The 12,969-nt window shown below is 35.7% G+C and carries 10 protein-coding genes and 1 other annotated feature; of the genes, 4 read left to right on the top strand and 6 right to left on the bottom strand.

Features of this window, described 5'->3' with window-relative positions:
• Window positions 1–279 precede the first annotated feature (279 nt).
• The 4 genes from ACECE_RS0202350 to ACECE_RS0202335 all read left to right on the top strand — a co-directional run bounded on the left by ACECE_RS0202350 (window position 280) and on the right by ACECE_RS0202335 (window position 5,902).
• Window positions 280–1,359 (top strand): type IV pilus twitching motility protein PilT, encoded by a 1,080-nt coding sequence (locus tag ACECE_RS0202350; protein WP_010243797.1) that lies wholly within the window; start codon window positions 280–282, stop codon window positions 1,357–1,359.
• A gap of 303 nt (window positions 1,360–1,662) precedes the next feature.
• Window positions 1,663–2,097 carry a YaiI/YqxD family protein gene (locus ACECE_RS0202345; protein ID WP_010243794.1) on the top strand — a complete coding sequence of 145 codons (435 nt, stop codon included), beginning with the start codon at window positions 1,663–1,665 and terminating at the stop codon, window positions 2,095–2,097.
• Window positions 2,098–2,336: 239 nt separating this feature from the next.
• Window positions 2,337–4,064 carry an AMP-dependent synthetase/ligase gene (locus tag ACECE_RS0202340; RefSeq protein WP_010243793.1) on the top strand — a complete coding sequence of 576 codons (1,728 nt, stop codon included), beginning with the start codon at window positions 2,337–2,339 and terminating at the stop codon, window positions 4,062–4,064.
• A 107-nt stretch (window positions 4,065–4,171) separates the two neighbouring features.
• A complete protein-coding gene (locus ACECE_RS0202335) occupies window positions 4,172–5,902 on the top strand; it encodes an ABC transporter ATP-binding protein (protein ID WP_010243791.1) in 1,731 nt (576 codons plus the stop codon).
• 3 nt (window positions 5,903–5,905) lie between these two features.
• Here ACECE_RS0202335 and ACECE_RS0202330 read toward each other — a convergent pair whose 3' ends face one another.
• The 6 genes from ACECE_RS0202330 to ACECE_RS0202305 all read right to left on the bottom strand — a co-directional run bounded on the left by ACECE_RS0202330 (window position 5,906) and on the right by ACECE_RS0202305 (window position 11,789).
• Entirely contained in the window at window positions 5,906–6,601 is a 696-nt protein-coding gene (locus tag ACECE_RS0202330) for a response regulator transcription factor (protein ID WP_010243789.1), read from the bottom strand.
• Complete coding sequence (locus ACECE_RS0202325) at window positions 6,601–8,052, bottom strand: sensor histidine kinase (protein ID WP_010243787.1); 1,452 nt, start codon at window positions 8,050–8,052, stop codon at window positions 6,601–6,603. The genes ACECE_RS0202330 and ACECE_RS0202325 overlap by 1 nt, the downstream gene beginning before the upstream one ends.
• A 28-nt stretch (window positions 8,053–8,080) precedes the next feature.
• On the bottom strand, window positions 8,081–8,836 hold the full coding sequence (locus ACECE_RS0202320) for an ABC transporter permease (RefSeq protein WP_010243786.1): 756 nt from the start codon (window positions 8,834–8,836) through the stop codon (window positions 8,081–8,083).
• Window positions 8,823–9,548 (bottom strand): ABC transporter ATP-binding protein, encoded by a 726-nt coding sequence (locus ACECE_RS0202315; protein WP_010243785.1) that lies wholly within the window; start codon window positions 9,546–9,548, stop codon window positions 8,823–8,825. Before ACECE_RS0202315 ends, ACECE_RS0202320 begins: the two co-directional genes overlap by 14 nt.
• 74 nt (window positions 9,549–9,622) lie before the next feature.
• Window positions 9,623–10,882, bottom strand: coding sequence for a hypothetical protein (locus ACECE_RS0202310; RefSeq protein WP_010243784.1), 1,260 nt, complete (start codon window positions 10,880–10,882; stop codon window positions 9,623–9,625).
• Between the two features lie 358 nt (window positions 10,883–11,240).
• Entirely contained in the window at window positions 11,241–11,789 is a 549-nt protein-coding gene (locus ACECE_RS0202305; RefSeq protein WP_010243783.1) for a biotin transporter BioY, read from the bottom strand.
• A gap of 795 nt (window positions 11,790–12,584) precedes the next feature.
• Window positions 12,585–12,945 (top strand) — a sequence feature (16S ribosomal RNA rRNA prediction is too short).
• The last annotated feature ends 24 nt before the right edge of the window (window positions 12,946–12,969 follow it).

Genomic DNA, 12,969 nt, shown 5'->3' with positions numbered 1-12,969 from the left:
TGACAATATGCGATTGTTATATAGTATACTTTTGTTCTTTTTATGTATCTTATTTTTGTATCTACCTATAAGACAAAAAATTATGTCAATAGCAACGAAAATAGAAATATAAAAAATATATAAAGAATGTAGCCGTTTATTACGATATATATTTATATCCTCAAATGAATTGCTTATTATTCCCATTTTTGTACCTCGTAAGCTATCGTAAATATGGCATACGTGGTATTTGTCTGGTTTATTTTCAACAATATCAATACCCGAAAGTAGGAGGAGAATATGGCGATTGAATTAACTGCATTGCTTAGAATGGCTGTGGAATTAAAGGCGTCTGACCTACATCTTACAGTGGCAAGGGCTCCTTCATTCAGAGTGAACGGCAACATAAAGGAAATTGATGCTCCGAAACTAGCTAGGGAAGACACCCTGCAATATGCAAAAGCTTGCATGGATAACGAAAAATTTGAACACTTGATGGCTTATGGAGAGGTAGACTTTTCCATGACAGTGCCTGAGGTATCCAGATTTAGAGTTAATGCTTTTTTGCAGAGGACTTCAGTGTCAATGGTGTTTAGAACATTAGCATCAAATATTCCTACAATTGAAGCTCTGCATCTTCCGCCTGTAATAAAGCAAATCTGCGAAATAAAAGAGGGGTTAATTCTGGTTACTGGTCCAACAGGAAGTGGAAAATCAACAACTATGGCATCCATTATTAATGAGATTAATTCAACCAGGTATGGGCATATACTAACTCTTGAAGACCCTATTGAATATATTTTCAAACATGGTAAATGTATTGTTAACCAAAGAGAGATAGGTCATGACAGCAAGACATATGATAGTGCACTGAGGGCTGCATTAAGAGAGGACCCTGATGTAATATTTATAGGTGAGATGAGGGATGTTGAGTCGATAAGTATAGCAGTTACTGCGGCTGAGACCGGTCACCTTGTTCTTTCAACTCTTCATACACTTGGAGCTGCCAAAACCTTGGACAGGCTTATTGACGTTTTTCCGCCTCATCAGCAGCAGCAGATAAGAGTACAGGTGTCTACTGCGCTTAAGGCTGTTATATCGCAGAGGTTGATCCCTGAAGGAAGCGGCAATGGTAGAGTAGCGGCGCATGAAATAATGATTGTTACACGCGCAATAAGCAATCTTATCAGAGAAGGTAAATCTCAAAGCATCAATACATGTATACAAACTGGAGGAAATATTGGAATGCAGCTTTTGGATAAATGTATTGGTGATCTGTACATGCAGAATAGAATAACGAAAGAAGATGCATTGGACTTCTGTGTTGACAAGGATGGAATGCAAAATTACTTGGAAGTTTCCCAGAAAGGTCGATTATAAGATTAACCCTTGAAGAAGTTGATAAAAACGTAGCAGTACAGAGGTATGCTCTCTATTAGTAGACAGTTTTAAGTAAGAAAACTGTTTCTATACAGGGGGCATATTTTTATGAACAGTAAATAAGTATTTCTTAGTAAAATAATAAGCTATAATGTATAATATTAATAAGTATTAGGTCTTATATAATATGGATGTAATATTTAAATTTCATTAAAATTGTAGAAGTGTAAGGGTATTATGTAAATGTTTAAGACTGACAAAGATAGTGAAAAATATCTAATATGAGAAAAGGATTGATTTGTTGTGAATATACTGGTTGATGCTGATGCTTGTCCTGTTAAGCAGATCATAGTAAAGATTGCAAAAGAAGAAAAGATACATGTTATTATGTTTATAGATACAAGTCATGTAATTGACGATGGATATTCAGAAGTAGTAACTGTTGATAAGGCAAGGGATTCTGTGGATTTTGCTCTTGTTAATAAAGTCCAGAAAGGAGATATTGTTGTGACGCAGGACTATGGTGTTGCTGCAATGGCCCTTGCAAAGGGAGCTAGAGCGATAAATCAGAACGGAATAGTTTACTCTGATGAAAATATGAACAAGCTCTTGTTTGAAAGGCACATATCTCAAAAGGTAAGAAGGTCGGGAAATAGAGTCTCAGGACCTTCAAAGAGAACAAAAGAACATGACGAAAGGTTTGAAAATGCATTTAAGCAATTGCTGTCAAACACGTAAAAGATTTTAGCTAATAAGTGCAGTAATATGATATAATAAATTATATGAATGTTAGTTGTATTAGTTCGGAATGGTGTAAGTGATAGATGTTCAATTCTCAAGAATTAGTCAAGACTGCATATACATAGGAATTCTGAAAATATAACTTCGGCTATAATTTCATGGTTTATCAAAAGGTTAACATTGTAAAACCTGGTGAAAACCAAAGTAAGTAAATTTATTTGTTAAGGAGTAAGTATATGCGCTTTTCGGAATCCTTGTACCAAGTTCGGAAAATTGACAATTTAAAAGATATGATTGAGCAGAGTGTAAAACTTTTTGGGAGCAAAAATGCTTTTTTAATAAAGGGTAGTGATTCAATCTATAATGGTATTACTTATGACCAGTTTAAGAAGGATATTGACTACCTTGGAACAGCATTGACCAATCTTGGATTGAAGGATGGGTTTATTGCTGTGGTAGGAGAAAACCGGTATGAGTGGTGTGTAACGTATCTTGCAACTATAAATGGCGTGGGAGTGATTGTGCCAATGGATAAAGAACTTCCTGCCTGCGAGATGCAAAATCTCTTATCGATTAGTAATGCAGAAGCTATTGTGTTTTCGGGAAAGCTTGGAAATAAGATAAAGGAAATCTTGGGCAGCTTGGAGTCTGTTAAATATTACATTGATATGGATCTCAAAGAGGACAGCGGTGAATACCTTTCATTTGCAAAACTCATTGAGAAGGGAAGGAAACTCGTTGAAAATGGAGATAAGGAGTATCTGGACGCTGAGATAGACAACAATAAAATGAGTGCACTTATATTTACATCTGGGACAACCGATAGTGCAAAAGGTGTTATGTTGTCACATGGGAATATCTGTGCAAATATTATTTCTGTATGTTCAACTGTACATGTAGATGAGAATGATTCTTCGCTGTCAATTTTGCCTCTTCACCATACTTATGAATGTACTCTTGGTTTTTTGCTTATGATGTATAAAGGTGGAACTTTAGCTTTTTGTGAAGGGCTTAAGCATATAGTAAAGAATCTTAAGGAAGTAAAACCGACTGTTTTGATTTCAGTACCCCTTTTGCTTGAGAGCATTTATAAGAAGATTTGGGATCAAGTTAAGAAAAAAAGAGGTGCAAAAACTCTTCTTAAGATAATGATTTCAGTAAATAGCTTTTTACGCAGTGTGCTCAAAATGGATTTAAGCAAAAAACTATTTAAGAAAGTTCATGAAAATCTCGGAGGTAGAATAAGGCTTGTTATAACAGGGGCTGCAGCTATTGATCCGATTGTTCCTAAAGGGTTTAGAAAACTAGGGATACCTATACTTCAAGGGTATGGGCTTACAGAGTGTTCTCCTCTTGTAATTGGGAACAGAGATAAACAGTATATTGACAGCTCCATTGGTTTACCTATTCCAAGGGTAGAGGTTAAAATAAAAGATCCAGATGAGAATGGAATTGGAGAATTAATTGTCAAAGGTCCTAATATAATGCTGGGCTACTTTAATAACGAAGAGGCCACAAAAAGAGTTATAAGAGACGGTTGGTTCCATACCGGAGACCTTGGTAAGAAAGATAAGTCCGGGTTTTACTATATTACCGGCAGAATTAAGAATGTGATAATAACGAAAAACGGTAAAAATATTTTTCCAGAAGAGCTGGAAACGTATATCAATAGAAGTCCGTTTGTACAGGAATCTTTTGTATATGGTAAATTTGACAAGACTTCCGGGGATACACAAGTAAATGTACAGATTTTTCCAAACATTGATGTTATTAAGGAGAAATTCAAGGAGGTAAATATATCGAAGGAACAGATCATGGAAGTACTTTCGGAAGTTATCAAAAATGTAAATAGAAACATTCCTTTATATAAGCATATAAAAGGTTTTACAATTCGTGACAACGATTTTATCAAGACTACAACACAAAAAATAAAAAGATATGTTGAGATTCAAAAGACTAATTGATATAATATAACAAACTTTACAGAAACGTTATTACATAAAAGTCTCTGAAGCTTTCGGGCTTTCGGGACTTTTTAGTTTTATAAATTATATCTTGGGGTGTGGATTTTTTGAAGAATTTTATAAGAATACTGAAACAGGCAAGACCTTATTGGAAATACTTAATTATTACGGGGATAAGCTTAATTATTATAACCGCATTGAATCTTGTTACGCCTTGGAAAGTCCGCGAACTGATTGATGTATTATCCCAGGAGGATACGGGCAACAAGATTTCAACAATCAGGAACATTTCAGTTATACTTTTTATTGCATATGTGGCAAGGGCGGTTTTTACTTATTTGAATCGTTATCTAAGCCATGTAGGTGCTATGAAACTGGTTGCCGATATGAGAGTAATTGTATATGAACATTTGCAAAAGCTGTCCTTGAGTTTTTATCAGGATAAACAAACCGGGCAGCTAATGTCTAGAACAATAAATGATACAGCAACTTTTGAGGTGCTTTTAGCTCATGCTGTTCCTGATCTTATAACAAACATACTTATTCTTGTAGGGACAGGAATTCTACTGTTTACAATCAACCCACTACTTGCAGCTCTTACGCTTATACCAATTCCTTTTCTGATATTGGGTGGAGTCGTTTTTGTTAAAAGAATACAGCCTAGCTTCAGGAAAGCTCAGGGAACTCTTGGAGATTTAAATGCAGTAGTTCAAGACAATATTTCAGGAATTAAAGAGATACAGGTTTTTAATCAGGAGGCCAGAGAGCGTAAACGTGTTGAGAGAAGAGCACAGAAATACACTTCAGCGGTGCTAAGTGCAATGAAGCTAAGCTCTATGTTCCATCCTGGAGTTGAGATGATGAGCTCGCTTGGAACAGTAATTGTAGTTGCATTTGGTGGATGGCTTGCATTAGGAAACTATGTTTCAATTGCTGATATTGTGGGATTCATAATGTTCTTAGGACTCTTTTACCAACCAATAACGACTCTTGCAAGAGTAATTGAGGATTTACAGCAGGCTTCAGCAGGTGCAGAAAGAGTTTTCGAACTTTTGGATACCGAGCCGGATATTGTTGACATTAAGGATGCCAAGGTGATTACCCGGTCAAAAGGGGAGATATCTTTCAATAATGTAAGCTTTCATTATATTCCTGAAAACCCGGTTTTAAAGAATATCAGCTTTACAGCAGAGCCCGGGAAAATGATAGCACTTGTAGGTCCTACAGGGGTTGGGAAAACTACAATTATAAGCCTTATTGCTCGGTTTTATGACCCGTTATCGGGTGATATTCAGATTGATGGGATAAACGTTAAAAATGTAACGGTTTCTTCACTTAGAAACCAGATAAGTATAGTTCTTCAGGATATATTCCTTTTCAATGGGAGTGTAGCGGAAAATATTGCTTATGGAAGCAAGGAGGCTTCAATTGAAGATATCATAAAGGCTTCAAAAACCGCAAGGGCTCATGATTTCATTAGTGAACTGCCGGAAGGTTATGACACTGTAATTGGCGAGCGTGGCATAAAACTCTCTGGAGGACAAAAGCAGCGTTTGTCAATTGCAAGAGCTGTTCTTAGAAATACGCCTATTTTGATACTTGATGAAGCAACTGCTTCTGTTGACGTACAGACCGAGATACAAATCCAGCAAGCAATTCAGGAACTGACAGGAAGCCGCACAATTATTGTGATTGCCCACAGGCTGTCTACAGTTAAACAGGCAGATCAGATACTGGTTTTGAAGGAAGGGGAAATTGTTGAGTCCGGCACTCATGAAGAGCTGCTTAAACAGGATGGTTTATACAGCGAGTTGTGTGAAGTACAGTTTGGGGGATAGGCACTAGGCTCTGAACCTATAACCTGCACCCCACACTGTTTCTACGTATTGAGGGTTAGAGGGATCCGTCTCGATTTTTTCCCTGATCCTTGCTATGTGAACAGTAACAGTTGCAGCATCGCCAAGGGAATCAAAACCCCATATGCGCTCGAACAGTTCTTCTCTCCCGAAGACTCTGTTCGGGTTTTGTACCATGAATAAAAGAAGCTCATATTCCTTCTGCGCCATATTTAGTTCTTTACCGTTTACAAATACCCTTCTGGATTCCTTTTGTATCTCAAGTCCCCTAATGGTAAAGGTTTCGTTTGGATTCTCGTTGCCATATTTGCTCTTAAGTCTTTCATATTTGGATATATGGGCATTTACTCTTGCAACAAGTTCTCCAGGACTAAAAGGCTTGGTGATATAGTCATCTGCTCCAAGGCCAAGTCCTCTTATCTTGTCAATCTCTTCTTTCTTGGCAGATACAAGTAAAATGGGTATATCCTTTACATCTCGAACACGCTTGAGTATTTCAAAGCCATCTATACCTGGGAGCATAATATCTAAAATAAGCAGGTCAAATTCTTCTTCCTTAATGCAATTTAAACCACTTACACCTTCATTGCATATCTTTACTGAAAAACCGTTTATTTCAAGGTAGTCCTTCTCGAGTTCTCCTATACTATGGTCATCTTCAACTATAAGTATCCTTTTCATTAACAATCCTCACCTTCCGGTACTTTTTTTAGAGATAACATTATGCTGGTACCTTCATTTTCAATGCTTCTTACCCATATTGAGCCACCATGCCCCTCAATTATCTGCTTTGCAATAGCCAGTCCAAGGCCGCTGCCTTTCATTTTACTTCTTGCAGCATCAGCGCGATAGAATCTGTCAAATACATAGGGGAGATCTTCCTTCGGTATGCCGGAACCATTATCTGATGTTTCAATTACTATGGTTGCTTGAGTTTCCCTGAGAATGATTTTGATTTCCCCCGCTGATTTGTTCATATATTTTTTTGAATTATCTATGATATTGGTGATAACTCTTCTAAGCCTTTCCCTGTCAATCAAAACATAGGTGTCTGTTGTCAACTCATTTTGAAGTTTAAGTGTTATGTTGGATTTTTCCAATTCGGCTTCATTTTCCAGTACGCAATACTCAAAGTATTTTACGATGTCTGTTTTCTCAAAATTGAAGGGGATCTGGTTGAGATCAAGTTTGGAATATAGCAGTAAATCGTCTATCATAGAATCAACCTGAGCAGCTTTTGTATGCACAGTCTTTAAGTATTTTTCAACCTTCTCAGGAGTATTGGCAACTCCGTCAATAATTCCTTCAACGTAGCCTTTTATCGATGTTATAGGTGTTTTCAGGTCATGGGATATACTCGATACCAGCATTTTTCTATTGTCATCATATTTCATTTGAGTATAAACGGACTCTTTTAGCTTAAGTCGCATTTGTTCAAAGGATTTGCACAGCTCTCTGATCTCATAATCTCCATCTTCAATAACCTCATAATCAAGGTTGCCTCGACTGATCTCTCCTGCAGCAGTTTGAAGCTTTGAGAGGGGAGAGAGTATACCTTTTGAAGAATTAATTGAAACAAGTAAATTTGTAATGAAAAAAGAAATAAGAAAAAATCCAGCTGAAAAGTATAAGAGTTTTTCTGAAGCTGAGGTCTCTTTCCCAATTGGAGCCAGTAAAATAGCCCAGCCATCACTTCCATTTGAATATTTTAAGGGCAACGCTTTAACTATATATGATCCATCGTTTAATTGGACCGAGTTGTTTAATAAATTTTTCTTATTTGTCTCAAGGCATTTTTCTATTTCAATCGGATTTATCATTTTTGTTGAAAAAAGAATATCATATTTCCTTAATACTACTATGTATGAGTTTAGCTCATTGAATCTTTCAGTCACATATTGCTGGAAATCTTTTTGTAAAAGCTTGTCAGGATTACCGTCGAGTAGATTTCCATCAGCCGTAAAAAATTCATATTGAATTTTCGTAAGTTTTTGTATGCTTTCATAGCTTAAATCAGCGTTAAAAACATGTGAACAGATAAAAATATATACAAAGGAAGCTATGATGGTTATCAAAACCGGAATAGCTACTATAGCAGCATTTTGTATAATCAATCGTTTCTTAAGATTCATAAACCCCCACCTGTGTGTATTACAATTATTATAAATCTCTTTTATCAAACAGGTAGTACCCTGCTGTAAAAAACATTATACCATATCCCAACATAATAAGAAATTCTCTTGAAATTTTGGATAAAAGCATTGTATCTGCAATCCAAAGCGTGTGCCAGTTAAGCATTGAGGTTATGAACAAGCCTGAGAAGGGTTGAAAAACTGTTCCCATCACATAGCTTACAATATAAAACATTGCAAAAATGAAAAAAACTGCCGAACTGCTTTTAAAAATATTTGAAAAGAATACTACGATGAGAGCCAAAACCATAATAGGTAAAAGTGTTACCAAATAGGAAACAATTATTCTAATTATACTTATAAATGTAATTGAAGAAAAATTGCATATCAGTCCTACAATTGTAGATAGAAACATTACAATTAGTAGATTTGCCAATACAAAGAATGCGATAGCAGCTACTTTGGCTGAGAACAGCTTGAATCTTGAAATTGGTCTGGTTAGGGAAATTTTCATAGTATTATGCGAAAATTCACCGGAAAATAAATCTGATGCTACGAGTGCTGTGAATAGAGGAAGTAAGGTATTTGCCAGTACAGATAAAACTGATATGGGAGAAGCAGCACTTACATTAAAAGTCCCTCCTATACCAAAGTTACTAAACCCTAATGATATAAGCTTTCCTATTACAATGACAGTTACCGAAATAATTAAAATTACAGTCATCTTTTTCTTTTTATACATTTTTTCGATTTCATTGATTAGCGCTGCTTTAAAGCTTTCCATTTTTGTCAACCTCGCTTATAAAGTAGTTTTCAAGAGAAGCATAGTTAGTCAGAATATTTTGTATAGAGTCAATATTTAAGATTTTTCCTTCGTAAATAACACCTATTCTTGTACAGGTAAGCTCTACATCATGTATAAGATGGCTGGATATAAAGAAGGTTGTCTGTTCCGTTTCTGCAAGTTTTTTAACCAACTTTCTTATTTCAATCATACCTTCCACATCAAGCCCGTTTAGTGGCTCATCAAGAATAACAAGATCGGGTTTTGAGAGGATTGCTGCAGAGATGCCTAGGCGCTGCTTCATTCCAAGGGAAAAGTTTCTTGCCTTTTCATTTCTGTATTTTGAGATGCCGGTGAGTTCGAGAACTTCGTCGATTCTGTCATCATTGATGTTTTTATAATATCTTGAGAACAGTTTGAGATTTTCGTATGCAGTCAGGTATGGGTAGGACTCTGCTGTTTCAATAATACAGCCTACTCTTTGCATTGCCTTTTCATATTCATCAACGATGCTGTGCCCAAATAGCTTTACATCACCACTGTCTGCCTTCATAAGGCCAGTCATTATTTTCATAGCAGTTGTTTTTCCTGAGCCGTTTGGACCTAAAAATCCAAAAATGTCACCTTTATGTATGTCCAGGTTGAGGTTGATGATTCCTCTTCCGTTTTTGTACATTTTAGTAAGTCCATTTATTTCAATAACTTTCTCCACTAATATACCTCCAAAAAAATTTCTTTAAGGAATACCGGTGCAATGACCGGTATTCCCTTTTTGTTTTTAATTCTTTAATCTTCGAATACTCTGTTGAATGATGAGTCTACAACCAATGGTTGTGTATTAGTTCGCTTTTGTACATCTAAATTGAAGTAGAGCTTTCCGAGAGTATCGTCAAAATACATAGAGCCTGATTCTTTATAACCTTGAGTGTTTGTACATTCAAAATTAGCTTGATTATAATCAACTATTTGTGCATCGAAAGTAAATTCCGTTTTTTCTTTTGAATACTCAGGATATTCATCTTTATAATTCTCGTAGTATCTGCCTGAAACATGTTTATCATCAATTTTTTCAATTAATACAGTTCTTTCGCCGATTTTTACAAAGGAATTGTCTTTTTCAATTATTATATCGTTTTTGTAATCTCCAATATATTTCTTTGATAAGGTTTTGTCCGTCGGAGTTTTATATTCTACACTTTTTTCTACTTTCTTTCCTGTAAGATCTGGTTTTGTTACAACAGTTGAGTTTATATCATAGAGTCTTACCAATACCTCTAATGTAAGATCATGAGATACTCCATTTGTGTCTTTCCCTGACACAGTGCCTATCCCCAATAGACTCTCAAGGATTCCGTCTTTATTTACAGAGGCTTTACCTCTAACATTTTTTATAAATAAATCATCTTTAAGCTCGGGGAAAATATTAGTAATTCCTACGCCAAATTTAGGAAGGCTGTTTTTAAATGCAAATGAAGATACTGCATTAATAAGGGCCGGAATTTGAGCATCATCTAAAGAACCGGAGAATTCCTTGTTACCATCTGGCTTTTCAGTGAGAATAACATAGTCTTTGAGATTACCTATACCAGCATCGATGATTTTTTCAATATCCTTCATTCGATCATCCTCAAATAGGTCTGAAAATTGAGGATCTTTTTGCTCTTCTGTATATTCAAATACATGATATACATCTTCGACAAGGTTGTGACTTATGTGGCATTTTTTGTCGCAGTAGGAGTTGTTGGTGGTTTTCATACCATTAAAGTCCTCTGAAATAGATGTACTTTCCTTAGCACCAATGGAATTGTCAAACTTATCAGTTTCTGTATTTGCACAAAGGACACGTTCGTTATCCTTTAATGTAACTGTGAATTGGGCGGTAAAACTTTGAAGGCTCTTGCTACAGCTTTTGGATGTATACTTTATTGCACTTTTCAACTGCTCGTAACCCGACATGGATACTATGTCAGCAAATGCAGTTGAAACAAGCAATGTAGCTCCTAATGTGAAGCTTAAAGCCATCATCAGCTTTTTATTTTTTATCATGATATATCTCTCCTATAAATTTTTTTAGGAAGTACTTCCCATAGTTTAATTCTAAAGTACACATATTGATTTCATCTAAAGGATATCTAAACAAATTATAAACATTTATTGCATAAAAATAAAGCAAATACAGAATAATGGGTAAAAATTAGGAGAATTGTAGAGTGAAAGAATATCTTTACTATTGTATTTCTTTAACTTAATAAGTAAAAAAAGCTTTTTTACAGGCTTTTAATATATTGAATATAATTAGAAATACCGAAAATATAACCTTAGATAAATTTTTACTTCCAGCCTTATTTGTTCCAAAGATTCCACATAAAAAATCTGAAGTAATATTACAGGTATTCCTCATATACTACTTATGATTTATTGATAATGGCAACTGCTTATTTACGGAATGAGCTACCAACGTTGCACAGATTAATTTAATTATATCTCCCGGTAAGTAAGGCAGACTACCTAACATAAATGCCTGATAAAAACTTAATCCGGAAATTTGACCAAGCCAGAATGAACCTATAACGTGAACAACAATAATACCTCCTATTAAATTTGAAGTAGCAATCATAAAAAGGTTATTACTTGATGCTTTAATAAGAGAAATTACTACTGCTCCTGCTAAAAATCCTATCAGATAACCTCCGCTCTTGCCGGCAAAGACTCCAAATCCACTTTGTCCCCCTGAAAATACAGGGAGTCCTATACTTCCAAGTGCAAGATAAGTCATAATACTTAGGGCTGCCTGTTTTGGTTTTAGCATGCTTCCAGCAAGCATTACTCCTAAAGTTTGCCCTGTAATAGAAGGACCATTAGGAAGTGGGATACTTAGTAAAGCTAAAATTGATATTAATGCAGCGAACATTGAGGAATATAAATAGTCCTTTAAATAAATATTTTTCTCCATTTGTGTTCCACCTTTGTTAATAGAAAATTGAGTGCAATTTTAGATTGCAAATTTATGTATAACCTCAGTTTACAGCCTACTGAATAGATTGTCAACCATAAACGTTATGAAGGGTTAACAATTAAAAAGGTATTAAATGATTATATATAATATAGAAAGAGATTTGAATTTTGAAATGCTGAAAATATAACTTTAGCTATTCCTTAGTAAAAAGTATTTTCTAGATAAGAGGATAATTATTTTTTTACTGCATTGATTTGAAAGAATTCGTTAGTATGTAGTCCTGTTAAATAAGACCCATGAATATTCATCTACATATAAAAATGGCTGTAACGTAGTTAATGATGAAGGTTGTAAACAAATGCGGCGGATTTTGAATTATAAGCCAGAAAAATGACAAATTATTAAGTATAAGTGGTATAAATTAATTTATACCGTATATTTGACTACTCATTCGAATTGAACAAAAGCTAAATAGGTGGTATCTTATTAAAGCTGTCGCTGATGCCGACGACGAAACGCTGAAAGTAATACTGGAAGCTGCTCGGAAGTTAACACAAAAAAGTTTTAAAAAAAGTGTTGACAAGAATGAAGCGACATGTTAACATAAAATTCCGCGCTGACGAAGCGAGGGAAATGGACTTTGAAAAGTAAACAGTGTAAGACGATAAGGAACTCGTTAATTAATTGAGTAACTTGCGAAACAAATATACGCGAGTAAGTAATTTAGAGCCAAAAGGCTTTCTAAAATAAATATTTTTTAGAGAGTTTGATCCTGGCTCAGGACGAACGCTGGCGGCGTGCTTAACACATGCAAGTCGAGCGGAGAATATAGTAATATATTCTTAGCGGCGGACGGGTGAGTAACGCGTGGGCAATCTGCCTCATACAGGGGGATAACACTGGGAAACTAGTGCTAATACCGCATAAAATAGTGAAGTGGCATCACTTTATTATCAAAGGAGCAATCCGGTGTGAGATGAGCCCGCGTCCGATTAGCTAGTTGGTGGGGTAACGGCCCACCAAGGCGACGATCGGTAGCCGAACTGAGAGGTTGATCGGCCACATTGGGACTGAGACACGGCCCAGACTCCTACGGGAGGCAGCAGTGGGGAATATTGCGCAATGGGGGGAAACCCTGACGCAGCAACGCCGCGTGAAGGATGAAGGTTTTCGGATT

The sequence above is a fragment of the Acetivibrio cellulolyticus CD2 genome, from assembly GCF_000179595.2.
Classification (GTDB): Bacteria; Bacillota; Clostridia; order Acetivibrionales; family Acetivibrionaceae; genus Acetivibrio; species Acetivibrio cellulolyticus.
The sequence above is the reverse complement of the archived record's forward strand: the minus strand, read 5'-3'. Positions and strand labels throughout refer to the sequence as shown.

Coding starts and splice junctions, on each gene's coding strand:
- ACECE_RS0202320 (WP_010243786.1), bottom strand. CDS start 8,836: ATGGAAAGCTTTAAAGCAGCGCTAATCAATGAAATCGAAAAAATGTAT.
- ACECE_RS0202340 (WP_010243793.1), top strand. CDS start 2,337: ATGCGCTTTTCGGAATCCTTGTACCAAGTTCGGAAAATTGACAATTTA.
- ACECE_RS0202350 (WP_010243797.1), top strand. CDS start 280: ATGGCGATTGAATTAACTGCATTGCTTAGAATGGCTGTGGAATTAAAG.
- ACECE_RS0202330 (WP_010243789.1), bottom strand. CDS start 6,601: ATGAAAAGGATACTTATAGTTGAAGATGACCATAGTATAGGAGAACTC.
- ACECE_RS0202310 (WP_010243784.1), bottom strand. CDS start 10,882: ATGATAAAAAATAAAAAGCTGATGATGGCTTTAAGCTTCACATTAGGA.
- ACECE_RS0202325 (WP_010243787.1), bottom strand. CDS start 8,052: ATGAATCTTAAGAAACGATTGATTATACAAAATGCTGCTATAGTAGCT.
- ACECE_RS0202305 (WP_010243783.1), bottom strand. CDS start 11,789: ATGGAGAAAAATATTTATTTAAAGGACTATTTATATTCCTCAATGTTC.